This is a genomic window from Rhodococcus sp. 14-2496-1d, assembly GCF_002259365.1.
GTDB lineage: Bacteria > Actinomycetota > Actinomycetes > Mycobacteriales > Mycobacteriaceae > Rhodococcoides.
Map to the genome: position 1 here is coordinate 387253 of NZ_NPFV01000018.1, position 19568 is coordinate 406820.

General features: G+C 64.3%; 22 protein-coding genes and 1 tRNA gene. 19 read left to right on the forward strand and 4 right to left on the reverse strand.

Features of this window, described 5'->3' with window-relative positions:
• Window positions 1-53: 53 nt before the first annotated feature.
• From rpmG to rplA, 8 genes are all read left to right on the forward strand, one after another.
• The gene (gene rpmG / locus CH296_RS15470; protein WP_027498281.1) at window positions 54-221 is read left to right on the forward strand and encodes a 50S ribosomal protein L33; all 168 of its coding nucleotides are present in this window, start codon (window positions 54-56) and stop codon (window positions 219-221) included.
• Window positions 222-362: 141 nt separating this feature from the next.
• Complete coding sequence (hadA, locus tag CH296_RS15475) at window positions 363-875, forward strand: (3R)-hydroxyacyl-ACP dehydratase subunit HadA (RefSeq protein ID WP_045199004.1); 513 nt, start codon at window positions 363-365, stop codon at window positions 873-875.
• Window positions 862-1287: a (3R)-hydroxyacyl-ACP dehydratase subunit HadB gene (gene hadB / locus CH296_RS15480; RefSeq protein WP_032393945.1), complete on the forward strand. Its 426-nt coding sequence runs from the start codon at window positions 862-864 to the stop codon at window positions 1285-1287. Before hadA ends, hadB begins: the two co-directional genes overlap by 14 nt.
• 187 nt (window positions 1288-1474) lie before the next feature.
• Window positions 1475-1547: transfer RNA gene (locus tag CH296_RS15485), tRNA-Trp, on the forward strand.
• 30 nt (window positions 1548-1577) lie between these two features.
• Window positions 1578-2054, forward strand: coding sequence for a preprotein translocase subunit SecE (secE, locus tag CH296_RS15490; protein ID WP_094685137.1), 477 nt, complete (start codon window positions 1578-1580; stop codon window positions 2052-2054).
• A gap of 65 nt (window positions 2055-2119) precedes the next feature.
• Window positions 2120-2944: a transcription termination/antitermination protein NusG gene (nusG, locus tag CH296_RS15495; RefSeq protein WP_094685138.1), complete on the forward strand. Its 825-nt coding sequence runs from the start codon at window positions 2120-2122 to the stop codon at window positions 2942-2944.
• A 64-nt stretch (window positions 2945-3008) separates the two neighbouring features.
• Window positions 3009-3443, forward strand: a complete 435-nt coding sequence (gene rplK, locus CH296_RS15500; protein WP_008713829.1) for a 50S ribosomal protein L11 — start codon at window positions 3009-3011, stop codon at window positions 3441-3443.
• A gap of 81 nt (window positions 3444-3524) precedes the next feature.
• Complete coding sequence (gene rplA / locus CH296_RS15505) at window positions 3525-4244, forward strand: 50S ribosomal protein L1 (protein ID WP_027498276.1); 720 nt, start codon at window positions 3525-3527, stop codon at window positions 4242-4244.
• 77 nt (window positions 4245-4321) lie between these two features.
• On the opposite strand, the gene CH296_RS15510 is transcribed toward rplA, so the two are convergent.
• Together CH296_RS15510 and CH296_RS15515 are read right to left on the reverse strand one after the other, a co-directional pair.
• Complete coding sequence (locus CH296_RS15510; RefSeq protein ID WP_094685139.1) at window positions 4322-5227, reverse strand: alpha/beta fold hydrolase; 906 nt, start codon at window positions 5225-5227, stop codon at window positions 4322-4324.
• A 10-nt stretch (window positions 5228-5237) separates the two neighbouring features.
• The gene (locus tag CH296_RS15515) at window positions 5238-7184 is read right to left on the reverse strand and encodes a CocE/NonD family hydrolase (protein ID WP_094685140.1); all 1947 of its coding nucleotides are present in this window, start codon (window positions 7182-7184) and stop codon (window positions 5238-5240) included.
• 236 nt (window positions 7185-7420) lie between these two features.
• Here CH296_RS15515 and CH296_RS15520 point away from each other — a divergent pair, with 236 nt between their 5' ends.
• The 5 genes from CH296_RS15520 to CH296_RS15540 are packed head-to-tail and all read left to right on the forward strand — an operon-like array spanning window position 7421 to window position 12990.
• The gene (locus CH296_RS15520) at window positions 7421-8659 is read left to right on the forward strand and encodes an SDR family oxidoreductase (protein WP_045199011.1); all 1239 of its coding nucleotides are present in this window, start codon (window positions 7421-7423) and stop codon (window positions 8657-8659) included.
• 1 nt (window position 8660) lies between these two features.
• On the forward strand, window positions 8661-8858 hold the full coding sequence (locus tag CH296_RS15525) for a hypothetical protein (RefSeq protein ID WP_032393950.1): 198 nt from the start codon (window positions 8661-8663) through the stop codon (window positions 8856-8858).
• Window positions 8858-9598: a phosphatidylserine decarboxylase gene (locus tag CH296_RS15530; RefSeq protein ID WP_094685141.1), complete on the forward strand. Its 741-nt coding sequence runs from the start codon at window positions 8858-8860 to the stop codon at window positions 9596-9598. Before CH296_RS15525 ends, CH296_RS15530 begins: the two co-directional genes overlap by 1 nt.
• Complete coding sequence (locus CH296_RS15535) at window positions 9595-10749, forward strand: hypothetical protein (protein WP_094685142.1); 1155 nt, start codon at window positions 9595-9597, stop codon at window positions 10747-10749. The genes CH296_RS15530 and CH296_RS15535 overlap by 4 nt, the downstream gene beginning before the upstream one ends.
• Window positions 10750-12990: an MMPL family transporter gene (locus CH296_RS15540; protein ID WP_094646917.1), complete on the forward strand. Its 2241-nt coding sequence runs from the start codon at window positions 10750-10752 to the stop codon at window positions 12988-12990.
• Here the strand turns inward: CH296_RS15540 and CH296_RS15545 are convergent.
• Together CH296_RS15545 and CH296_RS15550 are read right to left on the reverse strand one after the other, a co-directional pair.
• Window positions 12969-13709: a hypothetical protein gene (locus tag CH296_RS15545; RefSeq protein ID WP_094685143.1), complete on the reverse strand. Its 741-nt coding sequence runs from the start codon at window positions 13707-13709 to the stop codon at window positions 12969-12971. The genes CH296_RS15540 and CH296_RS15545 overlap by 22 nt on opposite strands.
• A complete protein-coding gene (locus CH296_RS15550) occupies window positions 13706-14239 on the reverse strand; it encodes an RNA polymerase sigma factor (protein WP_032393955.1) in 534 nt (177 codons plus the stop codon). Before CH296_RS15550 ends, CH296_RS15545 begins: the two co-directional genes overlap by 4 nt.
• A gap of 144 nt (window positions 14240-14383) precedes the next feature.
• On the opposite strand from CH296_RS15550, the gene CH296_RS15555 reads away from it, so the two are divergent.
• The 6 genes from CH296_RS15555 to CH296_RS15580 all read left to right on the forward strand — a co-directional run bounded on the left by CH296_RS15555 (window position 14384) and on the right by CH296_RS15580 (window position 19567).
• A complete protein-coding gene (locus CH296_RS15555) occupies window positions 14384-15133 on the forward strand; it encodes a CHRD domain-containing protein (protein ID WP_045199020.1) in 750 nt (249 codons plus the stop codon).
• Window positions 15134-15231: 98 nt separating this feature from the next.
• Window positions 15232-15732 carry a class F sortase gene (locus tag CH296_RS15560; RefSeq protein WP_235387007.1) on the forward strand — a complete coding sequence of 167 codons (501 nt, stop codon included), beginning with the start codon at window positions 15232-15234 and terminating at the stop codon, window positions 15730-15732.
• Window positions 15733-16071: 339 nt separating this feature from the next.
• Window positions 16072-16653, forward strand: coding sequence for a 50S ribosomal protein L10 (gene rplJ / locus CH296_RS15565; protein ID WP_032380459.1), 582 nt, complete (start codon window positions 16072-16074; stop codon window positions 16651-16653).
• A 93-nt stretch (window positions 16654-16746) separates the two neighbouring features.
• A complete protein-coding gene (gene rplL, locus CH296_RS15570) occupies window positions 16747-17136 on the forward strand; it encodes a 50S ribosomal protein L7/L12 (RefSeq protein ID WP_032393957.1) in 390 nt (129 codons plus the stop codon).
• A gap of 446 nt (window positions 17137-17582) precedes the next feature.
• Entirely contained in the window at window positions 17583-18767 is a 1185-nt protein-coding gene (locus CH296_RS15575) for an ABC transporter ATP-binding protein (RefSeq protein WP_176459366.1), read from the forward strand.
• Between the two features lie 5 nt (window positions 18768-18772).
• The gene (locus tag CH296_RS15580; RefSeq protein ID WP_032393959.1) at window positions 18773-19567 is read left to right on the forward strand and encodes an ABC transporter permease; all 795 of its coding nucleotides are present in this window, start codon (window positions 18773-18775) and stop codon (window positions 19565-19567) included.
• Window position 19568: the final 1 nt, after the last annotated feature.

Here is a 19568-nt window from a genome sequence, read left to right on the forward strand (position 1 = left end):
TCATGAACAGTCCTGATTGACCCTGATCAGATTTACCCGAAAGTAGGCGTCCAGTGGCCTCCTCCACCGATGTGCGGCCCAAGATCACCTTGGCCTGCGAGGTTTGCAAGCACCGCAACTACATCACGAAGAAGAACCGTCGGAACGATCCCGACCGCATCGAGCTGAAGAAGTTCTGCTCCAACTGCGGCACGCATCGGGCTCACCGCGAATCTCGCTAGTTCCGCTCGGCTCGCTGGTTCGCAGATCCGTTCACCAGTCGGCGCCCGGCGTTAGGACACACTTCTCCCCCTAACGGCTCTTGCGTCCAGGGTAGAAAAGGTTGTCTTTCCGTGTCACAAGCTCAGCACGACGTCCCGGCCATGGATGCGTCCGCTCACGCGGCGTCCATGGTCGGTTCTCATTTCCGCGTCGACGACTTCTACGAGGTCGGCCGCGAGAAGGTTCGTGAGTATGCGCGTGCCGTCCAGGATTTTCATCCCGCGCATCACGACGAGGACGCAGCGAAGGGCCTCGGCTACGACGGTCTCATCGCGCCCTTGACCTTCGTTTCGTTGCTCGGAATCATGTCGCAGACCCGGATGTTGCAAGAGGTCATCACGGGATACGACCCGAGTCAGATTCTGCAGACAGATCAGAGGCTGGAATTCCACCGCCCGCTCCAGGTGGGCGATCGAATCTTCTGCGACGTGTATCTCGAGTCGTTCCGGCAGATGAGCGGCAGCGACATCATGACCACCAAGAACATCATCACCGATCAGAACGGCGATCTCGTTCAGACGACCTGGACGACCATCGTGGCGCGTACCGGCGGTGAGATCGACGAGAACATCGCCCATGCGGTGAAGGAAGTGATCAGGCATGGCGCTTCGTAACTTCGACGACGTGTCGGTCGGCGACGAGCTTCCCGAGCGCGTCGTCTCGCTCACTCGTGGTGACCTGGTGAACTATGCGGGCGTGTCCGGCGATCCCAACCCGATCCACTGGAGCGACGAAGTCGTCGAATTGGCCGGATTGGACGACGTCATCGCTCACGGGATGTTGACGATGGGTCTCGGTGCCGGTTTCGTCACCTCGTGGCTCGGCGACCCGGGTGCGGTCACCGAGTACAACGTGCGCTTCACCAGTGCGGTGCTCGTTCCGGTCGATTCGCCCGCGTCGGTGGAGTTCACCGGCAAGATCAAGGCCACCGACGCCGAGACGCGAACCGCGACCGTCGCCATCGTCGCGAAGTCCGCCGGCAAGAAGATCTTCGGGCGAGCCACCGCAACGGTGCGCTTGGCCTGAGCACGGGTCGGTCCGGTCGAGCTCGTTCGCGGCCGGGACGACGGGATTTATCTGTTCCGAAGGGTGTGCAGTACACTGAGATTTCTGGGGTAATTCGGCGCTCTGCGCTGCCCGCGTCCTCTTCCAGAGGTAGTGCGGACGGTGACCGGCCGAATGGACACCAGAGCGGCCGAGAAGTTTCGGCCGAAGGGGCGTAGCTCAATTGGTAGAGCAACGGTCTCCAAAACCGTAGGTTGCAGGTTCAAGTCCTGTCGCCCCTGCCCAAGGTGTCAGCAACTGAGAGGAACGACGTGAGCGAGGAGCGCGGTAAGCGCGACGGTCGATCGGAGGAGTTCGAGAACTCTTCGGCTTCAGACGACGTCGCACCTGGCTCCGAGGGCCGTCCTTCCGATGCTGATACCACTGCCGGTGAATCCGCTGCAGACGCCGTGGTGCCCACTGGCAAGCGATCGACCAGCAGGTCCCGCGGCAGCGCTGCGGGCGTGTCGATGTCCAAGGCTCCGGCCGCGTCCACCACGCCGGCGAAGGTCAAGACCGGTAGGACTCGATCGGGCAAGGTCAAAGCCGACAAGCGGCCGAACGTGTTTCTGCGTCTGTTGCAGTTCTTCCGTGAGGTCGTCGCCGAGCTTCGCAAGGTCATCTGGCCGAACAAGAAGCAGATGGTCACCTACACCACCGTCGTGCTCGTCTTCCTGACGTTCATGGTCGCGTACATCAGTGGCCTCGACGTGCTCTTCATCCAGGGCGTCGGCTGGCTGTTCGGCTGACCGATCGCAGCTGCGTGACCTATCGACGATCGAACCGAGCAGGAAACTAGAGAAAGGGTGCTGACGTGAGCACGCCGCACAACGACGCCACCGAAGTGGCCGCATTCGACGCCGATGTCGAGGCGACCAAGCAGGGCCTCGAAGCGGAGCAGGCCGCTCAGGACCGCGAGACCGACGAAGCAATCAAGGCCGATGTCGCCGCTGCCGCCGGTGAGGACGTCCCCGCCGAAGAAGGCGAGACTGCCGACGCAGATGTGACAGCCGAGCCCGAGGACCCCGTTGCCGAGATGAAGGCGGCTCTGCGCCGCGCTCCCGGTGACTGGTACGTCATCCACTCGTACGCCGGATACGAGAACAAGGTCAAGGCGAACCTCGAGACCCGCGTGCAGAACCTCGACGTCGGTGACTACATCTTCCAGGTGGAAGTTCCCACCGAAGAGGTCACCGAGATCAAGAACGGTCAGCGCAAGCAGGTCAACCGCAAGGTTCTGCCCGGCTACATCCTCGTTCGCATGGAGCTCAACGACGAGTCCTGGGGAGCGGTCCGCAACACCCCGGGCGTCACCGGCTTCGTCGGTGCCACTTCGCGGCCGTCACCGTTGACCATCAACGAGGTCGTCAAGTTCCTGATGCCGCAGGAAGGTGCCAAGAAGGACGCGAAAGCGACCGCAGGCGCAGCCGATCAGGGCGGCGACACCACGTCGAAGCCGGCCATCGAGGTCGACTTCGAGGTCGGCGAGTCGGTCACCGTCATGGACGGCCCGTTCGCCACCCTCCCCGCCAGCATCAGCGAGGTCAACGCCGAGCAGCAGAAGCTCAAGGTGCTGGTATCGATCTTCGGCCGTGAGACACCGGTCGAGCTCGGCTTCACGCAGGTCTCCAAGATCTAGTAGCCGAGCACACAGACTTGCAGTAGCAACCGCAAGAAACCCGAGCGAATACAAGGAAAAAGAAATGCCCCCGAAGAAGAAGAAGCTAGCCGGGATCATCAAGCTTCAGATCCAGGCCGGTGCCGCCAACCCGGCACCGCCCGTCGGCCCCGCGCTGGGCCAGCACGGCGTCAACATCATGGAGTTCTGCAAGGCGTACAACGCCGCGACCGAGTCGCAGCGCGGCAACGTCGTGCCGGTCGAGATCTCGGTCTACGAAGACCGCACGTTCGACTTCAAGCTGAAGACTCCCCCCGCTGCCAAGCTGCTGCTCAAGGCCGCAGGCGTGGCGAAGGGCTCCGGCGAGCCGCACAAGACCAAGGTCGCCAAGGTGACCATGGACCAGGTGCGCGAGATCGCCAAGACCAAGCAGGAAGACCTCAACGCCAACGACATCGATCAGGCCGCGAAGATCATCGCCGGCACTGCTCGCTCGATGGGCATCACCGTCGAAGGCTGATTCTCAGCCGTCAAGCAAGACACGTGGGAGAGCCGGCCAGGCTCGTCAACCACACTGAACTCGAACGAAGGACAGTAAGACATGGCAAAGCGCAGCAAGGCCTACCTCGAGCAGGCCGCAAAGATCGACCAGGACAACCTCTACTCGCCTCTCGAAGCCGCGAAGCTGGCCAAGGAGACCGCGTCGAGCAAGTTCGACCCCACCGTCGAGGTCGCAGTGCGTCTCGGCGTCGACCCTCGCAAGGCCGACCAGATGGTGCGCGGCACCGTCAACCTTCCCCACGGCACCGGCAAGACCGCTCGGGTTATTGTTTTCGCCGCTGGTGAGAAGGCTGCAGAGGCCGAGGCAGCAGGAGCCGACGTCGTCGGCGCAGAAGATCTGATCGAGCGCATCCAGGGCGGATTCCTGGACTTCGACGCCGCGATCGCCACCCCGGATCAGATGGCCAAGGTCGGCCGTATCGCCCGTGTCCTCGGACCGCGTGGCCTGATGCCGAACCCGAAGACGGGCACGGTCACCAACGATGTGACCAAGGCCGTCAACGACATCAAGGGCGGCAAGATCAACTTCCGCGTCGACAAGCAGGCCAACCTGCACTTCGTCATCGGCAAGGCCTCGTTCGACGAGACCAAGCTGGTGGAGAACTACGGCGCAGCGCTGGACGAGATCCTGCGTGCGAAGCCGTCGTCGGCCAAGGGTCGTTACGTCAAGAAGGTCACCGTCTCGACCACCACCGGACCCGGCGTCCAGGTCGATCCGAACCGCACGCGCAACCTCCTCGAGGACGACGCGAACGCGTAAATCAGTTCAGCATCATCACGAAGGCCGGCACCGATTCATCGGGTGCCGGCCTTCGTTGCGTGATGAGGTCCGTGGTGCTACGCAGCTCGCGCGAAATTGGCCAGGATGATCCCGGCGATGCGGTCCAGCAGTGCTGCGGGCAGGTCGTGGGCCATGCCGTCGATCAGCGTCAACTCGGCCCCGGGGACGGCACGGGCGATGGCCTTGCCTCCCGACGGTCGCACCAGTTTGTCCGCGGTGCCGTGGATGACCGTGGTGGGTGCGGTGATCTTCTTCGTGTACGGCCGCAGACTGCCGGTGCCGGTGATGGCGGCCATCTGCCGGACTACACCGGACGGGTTGTAGTTCCGCTCGTACATCACCTGTGCGATCTCGAGCTGCTCTTCCGGCGGAGTGCGGTAGCCGGGGGAGCCGATCGCGGCGAGCGTCTTCGCCGAGTGCGCGATGATCTCGTCCTTGGTGGCGTCCTTCCCGACGCCGCCGATGAGCGGCAGCAGCGCGCGTGGGTCGGGTGGCGGTAGAAACGGCTCGTTGGTGCTCGAGAAGAGGATGCCCACAGACTTCGTTCGGTCGGGATAACTTCCGGCGAACACCTGGGTGATCATTCCGCCCATGGAGGCACCGACGACGTGCGCCGAGTCGATGTCGAGATGGTCCAGCACGCCGACGGCGTCGGCCGCCATGTCCGTGATCGTGTACGGCACGTCCGAGGACATCCCGAACTCGTGCCGGATCAGCCGAAGGATCTGGGAACCTCGTACCTTCTGCCCGGTCATCTTGGTGGACAACCCGATATCGCGGTTGTCGATGCGGATCACCCGGTAGCCGGCGTCGACGAGACGGGTGCAGAAGTCGATGGGCCACAACGTCAATTGCGCGGACAGGCCCATGATGAGCAGCACTGCGGGATCGTCGGTCGACCCCATGTCCTCGTATGCGATCTCGACGGAGTTCGTCGGCGCGACACCTTGTTCGATTCTCATGGTCTCGTTCCTACCAGCCTGGCTCACCGAGTACCGGCACCACCAGGTAGCTCGGATCGTCCGGGTCGATGTCGATGTCCTGTCGGCGCAGTCGCGTACGCACCAGATCCGGCAGAATCGGGATGAACCGCGGTGTGTCGGTGGCGAATACGCTCACGCGGAGGCGGTGGCCGGATGCGATGACGGCTTCGGTGGTGAGGATGTCGATGTCGAGTTCGATGGGTCGGCCGACGGGCACCGGGAGCAGCGCTGCCTCGGTGAGCGGATGGTACGGGCGGGTGTAATCGCCGTTCTGGGCGAACAGTGAGCGTTCGTCGTCGACGGCACGGCGTGAGGCGAGCAGGGCACCGTTGCTCAGCACGATCGACCGGCCGCTCGGGGAGACGTCGCAGACCATGACGGCCCACATCGCTTCCGGCGCATGGCAGACGACGCGCACATGCAGATTCATGGGGCCGGACAGCACGGTGTCCGCATCGGCAGGCGCGGTGGTGAAGGTGACTGCGCCGCCCTCGGCGAATCGATTGTCGTAGGTGAAGCCGCCGCCCAGGACTGCCGTCACACCGGCGAGAACCTGTGTGGTGTCCCGAGATACGACGGCTCGCAGCGAGGGGCGCACCGTCAGGACATCGGACTCGGCGCTCGGCAGGCCGGTGAGGCTGCCGTCGGCGACGGCGTGGGGCGCGGTGCCCGATGCCGCTGCCGACAGGTAGAGCCGGCGCGGTTGCGCCTGGGGAGCCGGAAAGCGCCCGTGCGCAGTCCAATTGCCGCCCTGCTGACGCAGGGTGACGGGGCCGTAGTTCTCGATTCCGTTGTCGACGTCGCGCAGCCACTTGTCGAACCAAGCGCGTTCGAGTACGTCCAGGCGAGGTGGAAAGCCCGGCTCGCCGAACCCGATTCCCGGGTTGCCGTGGTATCCGTCGCCGACGAGCAGCTGCTTGTATCCGCGTTCGAGAGGGAGGCGGTTGTAGATGTCGGGTGCGGACCCGCCGAAGATGTCGTGCCAGCAGCCGTACAGAAATGTCGGTGCCGCGATGTCTTCGATGACGGCATCGATGGTGTCGTAGTACTCGTTGTCGTAGATTCGCGGGTCTCCGCCCGCGACAAAGCCTTTGGCCAGGTCGAGCAGATTCGTGGCCGGGGATCGAGCGCGATCGCGGAGCCATGCGAGCGGGTCGATTCCGCCGATCGCAGGTGCCCATTTGAGCCCGTTGACGGCCGCGAGCCACAGCGGAATGAACGCCGAGGTGGCACCTCCGGTGGCGAAGATCTCGCGCACGATGTCCACCGACCCCTCGACCGCGAACACCGCGTCGAGGCCTGCAGGCTGCTTGGCTGCGGCCTGCAGGGCGTTGATGGCGGAGTACGAGATTCCGGCCATCCCGATCCTGCCGTTGCACCACTGCCTGCGTCGGGCCCATTCGATCACCTCGAGCGAGTCGAGCTGTTCCCGGCGGCCGAGCACGTCCCAGGTGCCCGAGGAACTTCCGGTGCCGCGGACGTCGACGATCATCTGCACGTACCCGCTGCGCACGAGATGACGGTTGACCGAGAGCAGGTCGGCCGCCCCGCCCGCTACCACCCGGGTGAGCTCGGTGATGCCGTCGAACCTGGTTCCGGTCAGGTCGAACGCGGACGAGAAAGCTCGGATCGCACGACCCAGAACCGGGGTCTCGAGGATGGTGTCGATGCCCTTGATCAGCAGCTTGTTGTAGGGCGTGAGGTTCAGGACGGTGGGAAACGCGCCCTCCACCGCCCGTCCCGACGCGTCCGCGGGGCGAAAGACGTATGCGCGCAGCACAGTTCCGTCGCTCATCGGAATGCGGACGTTCGCCGCGACCGACACTCTCGGGTAGCGCGGCTCCTCGCGCACGATCGCCGCCCATGCAGCCGCAGCGTCCCCGCCGCTCGGATCGCGTACGGGTTGCAGGAGGGGGTGTGGCTCTACGGCAGTCATGAAGACCGATTAGACCTTCGAACGACCCATCCTGTCCTGCATAACGCGTTTCGGTCGTAACGCGTACCAATCAGAACGCCAACTTTCTGTGTCTTGTTGGGAATCCTCTCAACGGCAGTTGAGCGTCACTGTGGGCAATACCAGACTTTCTCGGTCATCCGGTTGTCCGGCTCCGTCATTGCTAACGTCTGCCCGTCCGAGTGATGTGGGACACCGACCGTTGCAGGGGAGCACGAATGCACGTAGAAGCACTGTTCGGAGACGGATCGTTGCGTCCGATCTGGCCGCACGCAGACGCTTTGATCACCAACGAATGCCCGGGGCTACGGTTCGCCGGGAAGTACGCCGACGTCGTTGCTCTGAGCAACGGCGATCCGACGGCGCTGCGACCGTTCGTCGACGAGGACACTCGCAGACGGGTGGCAGACATGGCAGCACCGCGCACCGATACCGCACTCGTGTTCGGAGCCAACGGCTTTCTCGGTGCTCACCTGATCGGCCGCCTCACTCGTGATTCCGCCGTCGAGGTCGTCTACGCGATGGTTCGTTCCACCGAGGAAGAGACGGCTCTCGAGCGTCTGCAGCGCACGTTCGATCAGTACGAGATCGTCGTGGACGCCGGCAAGATCCGCATCGTCGAGGGCACGCCGACGAAGTTCCGGTTCGGTCTGGACAAGGCCGCCTACTACGACCTGGCTGCCGGAGTGGGGCAGATCTTCAACTGCGCCAGTTCGACCGACTACACCGAGAGCTACGCCGAGCTGCGCGACGACTGGTTCGTCAGCGTGCTGCGGATCCTCGAATTCAGCATCACCTCCACCCGTAAGCACCTGACGTACGTGGGAAGCATCGGTGCCCACCTGTACCAGAAGCCCGAGGACTTCCGTCGTCCCGATTCGTGGTGGTACTCCGGATACGCGCAGATGAAGTGGGTCAACGCAACGCTGCTGGGCTGGCTGTCGATGTCGGACACCTACTCCGTCACCCTGTGCGAAGCCCCCTACATCCTCGGCAGCACCGAACTCGGGCGTGACCCTGGCCGGGTCTACAGTTTCTGGCGGATCATCGAACTGGCGATCGCTGCCGGTGCCATCTGGGACGGCCCTGGCATGAACTACGTTCCCGTCGACGTGATGTGTGACGTGATGGCGAGCAACTCGCTGCGCGGTCATCCTCTGACGAGACTGTTGCCGAGCAATCCCACCGGCTACGGCCACGATCTCTATGCCGAACTGTTGGGGCTCGATCTGGTGAGTTGGGACGAGTTCAAGGAGCGCGTCAGCGTACGCATCTCACCTCGGTTCGCCGAGACGATGCTGGCCGACAACATCGACAAGCTCATGCGCCTGGTGCACAAGCCCGAGGCCATCCTGCCGGTCGACCACGACATCTCGTGGTGCGATCACCGTCGCCTCTTCGAGCTCTACTTCGACAAAGCACAGCTCAAGACGCTCACGCCCGCCGCCGTCAACTGACGTGTCGGAGGGATTCGAACCCACCTCGGTGCGCCTACGGGACGTACCCATCGGCCGTGAGGTGACCAACGGCGTTCTCTCGCTCGGCTTCTACGTGGTGTGCGGGCTGATCGGGCTGCTGCCCGCCTCGGTGCGGATCCGGGCGGCCGATGCCTTCGTGACCTGGTCGGAGAGCGTCGACGAACAGCGGCACAGCTGATGTCGTGGATTCGGTGGACACTCGGCCTCGCCGTGGTGCCGGCAGCTCCGTTCGCGCTGTTCGTGTACTGGCGAACGCGGTTCTTCTTCCGTGATCCGCACCGCGAACCGCCCGCCGATCCGCGGGCGGTGGTCGCGCCGGCCGACGGGTTCGTCACGTACGTCAAACGCGTGGAGGCGGGCAGTACCGCGTTCGCCGTCAAGAAGGGGCGGACGATCGTTCTCGACGAGATCGCCGGAGTCGGCTCGACCGACAGCGGCTACCTGATCGGGATCTACATGTCCGAATACTCGGTGCACCGCAATCGAATTCCGGTTGCGGGCACCGTCGGCATGCGTCGCCACCGGTCGGCTGCACCGTTCAACAAGTCGATGGCCAGGGTCGGCGCGAACCTGTTGACCCGACGCACTCCGTACGACGAGGGCTGCGACTACCTGCTCACCAACGAGCGGCTCACCATCTCGATCGAGCACGAGTCCGGTGCCGTGGTGACGGTGACGCAGATTGCCGATCTCTGGGTCGACCGCATCGTCGCGCACGTCGCCGTCGGTGACACCGTCGAACGCGGCGAGCAGTACGGGATGATCCGCTTCGGTTCTCAGTGCGATGTGTTCGTGCCGGATGCACTCGTCGACGAGATCACCGTCCGGCCAGGCAATTACGTGTTCGCCGGGGAGACGACGGTGGCCCGTTCACCGATCCTCGTCGACGGCAGTCAACAGAACGAAGAGGAACGATGATCACGATCGAAGAGGTCGACGGCAAAGCAGGCTGGCGCGAATTCGAGGGCGTCTCCGACCTGGTCTACCAAGGCGATCCGCACCGCCTTCCCGACGAGTCGATAGACCTGCGTCGAGTGCTCATCGCACCGCCGTCCTCGGTCGCCGCCACTCGCATCACGAAAGCATTCCTGGCGCGCGAGAACGGAATCGCCGTCGGCCGCGTCGTGGCCATCCACGACCTGTCGTTCACCGAGTACACGGGGGAGTCGATGGGCTTCTTCGGCTTCTACGAGGCCGTCGACGATCACGACGTCGCGAGAGCATTGCTCGACGCTGCGGCGCAATGGCTTTCGGCTCGCGGGCTCGCGACCATCTCCGGACCGTTCGGGCCGTCGATGTTCTACAGCGCAGGCATCGTCGTCGACGAGACCCCGGCACTGCCGCTGGTGGGCATGCCGCACAATCCGCACTACTACGCCGCCCACTTCGAGAAGTGGGGTCTGATGGCGGTCAAGGACTTCTACAGCTACCTCTTCGACGACCCGTGCATCATCTACAACGACCCCAAATACGCGCGGCACATGCAGATCTTCGAGAAGATCAAGGCGCGATCCGAGGTGACGTTCCGGTCGATGAAGTACCGGACGCTGCGGCGCGACGCGCGCATCGTGCGGGACCTCTACAACAAGACGTTCGTGAACTTCTGGGGCTTTTCGCCGCTGTCCTACACCGAGCTGTTCGAGTTGCTCAAGATGATGCTTCCGGTCATCGACCGCAGGCTGACCCTGCTGGCCGAACTCGACGGCAAGCCCGTCGGCTTCCTGATGGGAATCCCGGACGTCAATCAGGCCGCCGCGAAGGCGGCGCACCTGAAGTCTCGCTGGGCGCGAGACCTGGTGACGCTGTGGCACGTCAAGCGTCCGGGTCGAACCGAGGTCATCGACGGCGTGCGGGTGGACATGCTGTTCGTCGATCCCGATTGCCCCGATCGAGCCGTGTCCTCCCTGCTGATCATGGAGATGTCGGTGCGCATGCGCGACCTCGGGTTCACTCGCGTCGAAGCGGCTCCCGTGCTCGATGACAGTCCGTGGATGAGGGGCTCGGTCCTGACCCGAACGAAGCTCGCTCCGCATCGCACCTACCGCATCTTCAGCCGGGAGTTGACGTAGATGACCGACACGATCTCGCGATTCGACCCGCAGGTGACGAGGGGAAACATCGGCGACCGGTGGGGTCGGCTCGTGGCGCGTCGGCGTTGGGTGGTGCTGGCGATCTGGACGCTGCTGGCGGTGGGATCGGCGGTTCTGTATCCGGCGCTGCAGAATTCGCTGGTCGGAGCCAACTTCTCGGTGCCGGGCACCGAATCGAGCCGGGCCGACGATCTGATCGAGCGTCACTTCGAGTCGTTCGGCTCGGAACAACTCGTCGTCACGTTCACCTCCGAATCGGTGAACACATCCGACCCGGCGTTCCGTGAGCGAGTGGGGGAGGTCGTGGGTCGGCTCCGGCAGTCCCCGGACGTGCTGCGGGTCGTCGACCCCTACGAGACCGCGGGCTTCGTCCCGACGATTTCGCAGGACGGCACGTCGGCGCTGGCGTTCGTCGGTATCGGCGGAGAGGCGAGCGATCGGATCGCGGTCGCAGAACGCGTGCAGGAGATGATCGACGCGGCATCCGGCGACGGCGTCGAGGTGGCGGTGACAGGGTATTCCCCGATGACGGTCGATCTCACCCGCGTCGAATCCGAGGATGCCGTACGGGCCGAGAGCATCGGTCTTCCCATCGCTTTCGTGGTTTTGATCCTGGCGGTGGGGTCGGTGGTCGCAGGCATCGTGCCGTTGGTCTCCACCGGCATCGGCGTCCTGGCAGCATTCGGAATGTTCGCGCTGCTGTCCAACGTGATGACGTTCGACGTTCTCGTCACCACCGTCGCGGCGATGTTCGGTCTGGGTCTGGGAATCGACTACGCGCTGTTCATCGTCAGTCGATTCCGGGAGGAGATCGGGCGAGCCGGACCCTCGGACGATCCGGACCGGACGGAGCGCGCCGTCGGGGCGGCCATGGGTACCGCCGGGCACACCATCGTCATCTCCGGACTGGTCGTGTTGATCGCACTCGGAGCCCTGGCCATCGTCGATGTCCCCGCGGTACGCAGCATCTCGTTGGTCGTCGCACTCACCATCGCCACCGTGGTCGTGGTCGCCTGGACCCTGCTGCCGGCGATTCTCGCGGTACTGGGCACGCGCATCGGAGCGTGGTCGCTGCCGCGCAGATTCCAACCCCCGTCGGTCGACGAGCACGACGCCGCGGTGCCCACGTGGTGGTCGAGATGGGCGCAGCACGTCATCGAGCGCCCGTGGCGTTACACGGCCGCGTCGGCCGCGGTCCTCCTCGTCTGCCTGATTCCCATCGGTTCCATCTCGTACGGTGTCGACCTCGGTGCCGAAGCGCTGAGCGCCGAACCGTCGGGACGGGCCAACACGGTCCTGACCGAGAAGTTCGCGCCCGGGACCATCTCACCCATCACCATCGTGTTCACGGGTGAGAACGACAGTCCGTTGGAACCGCAGCAGATGGCCACCGTCAACGCCTTCGCCGACTCCGTGCGCGGGGACGATCGCGTCGCCTACGCTTTGGCGCAGCCGGAGGCCGGGCGGTCGCTGCTGATCGTGGTTCCGTCGGTGCCGATCGACTCGACTCAGGCCTCCGATCTCGTCGGATCCCTGCGTGAGCAGGCGGTCGCTGCAGGTGAGACGGACGGCACGAGCGTCTCCGTGGGTGGCACCACCGCACTGGTGGTCGACGCCTCCGACGAGATCTCGGGCAAGTTCGCCTGGGTAGTCGCCGCCGTTCTCGCCTTCTCGCTCGTGTACTTGGCAGTCGTCTTCCGCAGCGTGGTGATTCCGCTCAAGGCGGTCGCCATGAACCTGCTCGTCACCGGAGCAGCGTTGGGTGCGACCGTCGCCGTCTTCCAATGGGGTTGGGGGTCGGGCCTTCTCGGCTTCGAAAGCCCGGGCTACATCCAGGTGTATCTACCGGTGACGGTGTTCGCAGTGGTCTTCGGCCTGTCGATGGACTACGAGGTGTTTCTCATCGGCCGCATGCGTGAGGTGTTCGTGCGGGGAGCGAGCAACGACGTGGCCGTCGTCGACGGTATCGAGCACACCGCCAGACCGATCACGGCCGCCGCCGCGATCATGATCGCCGTGTTCGCCAGCTTCCTCACCGCCGACGTTCTCGAGCTCAAACAGTTCGGCTTCGCTCTCGCCATTGCAGTGCTGTTCGACGCGGTGCTGGTGCGGATGATGATGGTGCCCGCGATGATGAAGCTCTTCGGTGAGCGGAACTGGTGGCCCGGGTCGAACCGCAGGAGAGTCGACTCCGGGTGCTACGAGGCCGTCGGCAGCTGAGCGCTCGCGAGGATTTCGCCGCCGGCCGAGCGGATCTCGATGTCGGTCACATCCTGGCGCAGTACCGCGGCGTTCATGCGGCACTCGATGGTGATGTCACTACCGAGAAACGTGCCGGACGGGCGCTCGACACCCGACCGGTCGACGAGAACCACCTCGTACGGTCCACGATCGGAGATGCCCTCCATCTCCAGAACGGTCTCGGTGCCCCAGGTGTGGGCGACCAGACCTCCTTCTACGTCGACGCTCGGCGCACTCGTCGTGAACGCGATTTCCTCGTACGCGCCGAGGGTTCCGGGTGGACCGGTGATCGCGGTGGGTGGATCCGCGGGCTGGCGGTAGGCGTCCACCCCGAGCACGGCCCCACCGCCGACCACCACCCCCAAAATCGCGGCCGCAGCGGCCAGACCTGCCGATCTGCGCTGCATTCCGAATCGCTGCATACCGAATCGCGGCGATCCGGATCGCTCTCGCGGGGAGCGGCCCGTCGCGACGAGGATTCGCTCGCGCAGGTCGGGTGGCGTCGCGGATTCGAGCCAGGGCTCGGTTGGTCCACGGCGGCCCAGGATGTCCGTCATCTCGCGCAATTGGGCGATCTCGGTGTCGACCGTGGGATCCGCCGCAGCGAGTTCGCGCAGTTCGGCGGCCTCGGCGTCGTCGAGATCGTCGCCGACGGCAGCGGCGATCAACTCGGCTCGGCGATCGGGTGATGCGCTCATGATTCCTCCTGTCCGTCGAGGTGGTCTCGTAGGGCCCGCAGTGCATAGAAGGTGCGGGTGCGCAGTGTTCGTACGGCAACTCCGGTCGATTCCGAGAGTTCGGCGTAGGTGCTGCCGCCGAGGTGCACTGCGACGACGACCTGCCGATGCTCGGGGGACAGCAGGGCGAGTGCGGCGATGATTCGGAGCCGCTCGTCGACGTCGGGACTGGTGTCACGCGTGACCCCACCCGACCCCCGATCGATGTCCTCGATCCGGTCCGACGCCGGCATCGGCATCCTCGTCAGCGACCGTTGAACGTCGACGATCACATTGCGTTCGATGGCGAACAACCACGTTCGCAGCGACCCGCGCCTCGGCTCGAATCGGGATCGCGCTCGCCATGCCCGAAAGAAGGTCTCCTGAACGCAATCCTCGGCCAGAGTTCTGTCGCGCAGAGCGTTGACGGCGAACCCGAGCATGGCCGACGCGTGCTCGTCGTACGCGGCAGCGACGTCGAAGTCCAGTTCGATCACGCTCCCGATGCTCATGACAGTGGATACGTCGGTGGACCCTCGAACGTTCACGACGAGGGCGGAGAATATTTCTTTACCGAGCTTTGAACATTCTGGCATCGGCACTCGTACACCTTGCACGGGCTCGCTTGCCCGATACTCCCACGGAAGGCACACGAGATGACCAGACGCTCGATTCCACGCCCGGCCACGTCGATCCGATCCACCGCCACAGCGCTCGTCGGTGGTACCGCGGCCCTGATGCTGTTCGCCGCTGCCCCGGCCGGTGCCGATACGCCTGTCGCCGAACCGGATTCGTTCACCAGCGCGTTCACGGCCATGGCCACTCCCGACCAGGTGCTCAACGGTGAGGGCGTCGCCACTCCGGGGCAGCCCGGCGCGATGGGTACCTTCACGCTGCGCATCAACTCCGACCTCGACATCGTCTGCTACGACATTGCGCTCGAAGGTGTCACCGGCGACTACATGAGCCCGGCCAAGACCGCCACGCACATTCACCAGGCTGCGGCGGGCGCAGCAGGACCTCCGCGTCTGGCATTCCCGAATCCGACGCCCATCGGCGACGGCCCACGCACCAGCAGCGGCTGCATGCAGGGACCGTTCACCACCGGGCTCACTCCGGCCGGCGCCACCGCCGACAGCGGTGCCGGATTCACGCTCGATCGGATCGAAGCCGATCCCGCGGCCTTCGCCGCCGACACTCACACCGTCGATTTCTCGGCGGGAGCGGTGCGCGGCCAGCTCACCCAGATTCCGGTCGGGTCCGTTGCGACCGGAGGCGGTGGATCGTCGCTCGCGGCGGCCGATTCGGCGTCGAGCTCGGTGCTGCCCGTCGTCGGTGCAGTGGCTCTGGGTGCGATGGTCGTCGCGGGCGTGACGTTCGCGGCTCGACGTGAGGTGCGGAGCTGAGATATTCGGTTCTGATCGCGGCAGCGGCGGTGATGGTGGTGGTGGGCTGTTCCTCACCGTCACCGCAGCCGTCGCAGCCGTCACCACCGGCCATCCCCGTGTCCTCGCAGCCGTTGTCGGGCACTGCCCCGACTGCGCCCGCAGTGGACTCGGTGACACCGGCCCCGACGCGGGTGAGCGCCGTGGACATCGGTCTCGACGAGCCGTTGATCGGCCTGGGGCTCACCGAGTCGGGGGAGATGCAGGTGCCCACCGACTACGACGACGTCGGGTGGTTCACCGGAGGTGGCCGACCCGGTGCGATCGGCAGTCCGACGGTGATAGCCGGGCACGTCGACTCGACGACCGGTCCTGCGGTGTTCGATCGCCTCTCGGAACTCGGAACCGGAGATGTCGTCGAGGTCGAGGACGAGGCGGGTGGCCGAACCACGTACCGAATCGATCGGATCGGTGACTACGGCAAAACCGAGTTCCCGACCGCACTGGTCTTCGGAGCGGTGCCTGCCGACGAGATTCGGCTCATCACCTGTTCGGGTGACTTCGATGCAGCGGTGGGCAGCTACGAGCGCAACCTGGTTCTCTACGGGGTGCGCATCTGACGGTGCGAACGCCGAACGTTTTGGAGTTGGCATCGAACGTGTTGTAGCCTGGTCAACGGTTCGGAACACGAATGCTCGCACTCGTGCCCTGATCGCCCAATCAAGTTCTACCCAAGACCGTTGGTCACCGCCTTCTCGAAGGATTCACTTCCGGGAGTTGCGCGGTTGAAGGTCCGAGATCGCTTCGGACGGCCCACGCAGGAGAACGAGGTAGGGAACCTGTATGCAGCCCTCGTGGCTGCCCGCTCGTTCACGCCCCGTGTGCTTCTTGCGCCGGGGCGTTCGTCGTTTTCCGGCCCTCTCGCGATCGACACAACTTCCCACGAGAGGAGGCGAAGTATGGCAAAGCCCGAAAAGGTCTCAGCAGTATCGGAGATCACCGAACAGTTCAAGGGTTCGACGGCTGCCGTCGTCACGGAATACCGTGGTCTTTCGGTGTCCGGTCTGACTCAGCTCCGGCGTGCGCTCGGCGAAGGTGCCACGTACTCCGTCGCCAAGAACACCCTGGTCAAGCGCGCAGCAGCCGAGGCCGGCATCACCGGCCTCGACGACTTGTTCGTCGGACCGACCGCCATTGCATTCATCAAGGGCGAGCCGGTCGACGCAGCGAAGGCCATCAAGGCCTTCGCCAAGGACAACAAGGCCTTGATCGTCAAGGGCGGCTACATGGACGGCGCAACGCTGTCCGTGGACGAGATCAACAAGATCGCAGACCTCGAGTCGCGCGAAATCCTGTTGGCCAAGCTTGCCGGCGCCATGAAGGGCAACTTGTCGAAGGCTGCAGGCCTGTTCAACGCTCCCGCATCGCAGTTCGCGCGTCTGGCGTTCGCGTTGCAGGAGAAGAAGGCTGCCGGCGCACCCGCCGCGGCCGAGGCACCTGCAGAAGCAGAAGCACCGGCGGAAGCTCCCGCCGAAAGCTGATCCGCTGGTATCGGCGAACAGCTCAGCTCCACACCATCACCGAACACCAGTCGCGGATCAGCGACCAGGTACTTACAGGAAGGACCCGCCACCATGGCGAAGCTCAGCACCGAAGAATTGCTCGACCAGTTCAAGGAGCTCACCCTCCTCGAGCTCAGCGAGTTCGTGAAGGCATTCGAGGAGACCTTCGAGGTCACCGCAGCCGCTCCCGTCGCCGTCGCCGCTGCCGGTGCACCGGCAGCCGGTGGCGCTGACGCTGCCGAGGAGCAGGACGAGTTCGACGTCGTCCTCGAGTCGGCCGGCGACAAGAAGATCCAGGTCATCAAGGTCGTCCGTGAGGTCGTCTCCGGCCTCGGCCTGAAGGAAGCCAAGGACCTCGTCGAGAGCGCTCCGAAGGCAATCCTGGAGAAGGTCGCCAAGGACGCAGCCGATGCTGCCAAGGAGAAGCTGGAAGCTGCCGGCGCGAAGATCTCCGTCAAGTAAGACCGCTTCGTTGCAGTCGTACTTCACGCTCTGAATTCGAGAGCGAGTCGAGGGGCCGTTCCCACTCAGGTGGGGGCGGTCCCTTTTCTGTGTTTCCGGCAGCTCCGACCGAGTCGTCGTTGTGATCGGTCACGGACTCCGCCGGATCGCGTGACACCCGCTCCGCGCCGCTGTTTACTCGACCTCGCCGAAGTCCGAAGCGTTCCGAAGGGTTTCGGCCGTCATTTTTTGTGGTGTGTCACAGCTTCCTCACGCAGGGACTTGTCACAGTTCTGGCGAGTCGGCGTCCGTGTCGCGTGAGATGAGCCACACTGATGCAAGCTCTACAGCCTGACTCGGGGAAGTTCTTACTGGGCGGTAAGCTCCTGTGTCGGAGCGGACACGTGCATGGGTTACAGTGACGCAACCCACATCTGGGTCGATGTGTACGAATTGTGGAGGTCAGCGTGGGAGTCGAGGTTTCGGTCGAGGGATTGACCAAGTCTTTCGGGGTACAGAAGATCTGGCAGGACGTGACGTTGACCCTGCCGAAGGGTGAAGTCAGTGCTCTGCTCGGTCCGTCCGGTACCGGCAAGTCGGTCTTCCTGAAGTCGCTGATCGGTCTCCTGCGTCCCGAGCAGGGCAAGATCTTCATCGACGGAACCGACATCCTGCAGTGCTCCTCGCGAGAGCTCTACGAGATCCGCAAGCTGTTCGGGGTGCTGTTCCAGGACGGCGCACTGTTCGGCTCGATGAACCTCTACGACAATGTCGCGTTCCCGTTGCGTGAGCACACCAAGAAGTCCGAGTCCGACATCCGCAAGATCGTGATGGAGAAGCTCGAACTGACCGGTCTGCTCGGTGCCGAGGACAAGCTGCCCGGTGAGATCTCCGGCGGTATGCGCAAGCGCGCCGGACTGGCCCGCGCCCTGGTGCTCGATCCCGAGATCATCCTGGTCGACGAGCCGGACTCGGGCCTCGATCCCGTTCGCACCACCTACATTTCGCAGACCCTGATCGACATCAACGCCGAGATCGATGCCACGATCCTGATCGTCTCGCACAACATCAACCTCGCCCGGACGGTGCCCGACAACATCGGTATGCTCTTCCGTCGCCAGCTGGTCATGTTCGGTCCGCGCGAGGTGCTGCTGACGAGCGACGAGCCGGTGGTCAAGCAGTTCCTCAACGGAACGATGATCGGCCCGATCGGTATGTCGGAGGAGAAGGACGAGGCGCAGATGGCGCAGGAGCAGGCCATGGTCGACGCCGGGCACCACGCCGGTGGCGTCGACGACGTCGAAGGCATCGTGCCGCAGATGAAGGCCACTCCCGGTACTCCGGTTCGTCAGGCCGTCGGGCGTAGGCAGGAACGGGTGCGCCAGATCATGCACACCCTGCCGCACAACGCGCAGGTCGCCATCCAGGAAAGCCTCGACACCACCGATCCGGGTCAGCAGCCGGTGTACGCAGGCCGGCAGGGCTACGACGAGCAGGGCTACGACCAGCAGGGGTACGACCAGCAGGGATATGGCCAGCAGGGCTACAACCAGCAGGGGTACAACCAGCAAGGCTACGACCAGCAGGGTTACGACCAGCAGGGCTACGACCAGCAGGGCTACCAGGCTCCGACTCAAGGTCGGGGTCAATAGCAGACATGGCGGGATCGAAGAAGTCCGCGTTCGCTCCGGCGAACGCCGCTCTGACACAAGCCGGCAATATCGTCGAACTGTTCGTCGAGGTCGTCCGAAACACCTTTCGTAGGCCGTTCCAGTTTCGAGAGTTCATCGAACAGGCCTGGTTCATCGCCAGCGTCACCATCTTGCCGACGGCGCTCGTCGCAATTCCGTTCGGCGCGGTCGTCTCGCTGCAGACCGGATCGCTGATCAAGCAACTCGGTGCCGAGTCGTTCACCGGTGCGGCCAGTGTGCTGGCGGTCATTCAGCAGGGCAGTCCGATCGTGACCGCGCTGCTGGTGGCCGGTGCCGCCGGTTCTGCAGTCACGGCCGACCTCGGCTCGCGCACCATTCGCGAGGAGATCGACGCCATGCGGGTGTTGGGCATCGACCCCGTGCATCGTCTCGTCGTTCCGCGAGTGCTCGCGATGATCCTCGTCGCACTGTTGCTCAACGGGCTGGTCTCGGTCGTCGGTATCGCAGGCGGATACTTCTTCAACGTGATCCTCCAGGGTGGTACCCCCGGTGCGTATCTGGCGTCCTTCGGTGCGCTGGCGCAGCTCCCGGATCTCTATGTCGCAGAAGCCAAAGCGGCGATCTTCGGACTGATCGCGGGCATCATCGCCTCCTACAAGGGGCTCAATCCCAATCCCGGACCCAAGGGCGTCGGCGAGGCAGTGAACCAGACGGTTGTCATCACGTTCCTGCTGCTCTTCTTCGCCAACCTGATCCTGACCCTGGTGTATCTCCAGGTCGTCCCAGCAAAGGGAGCGTAAC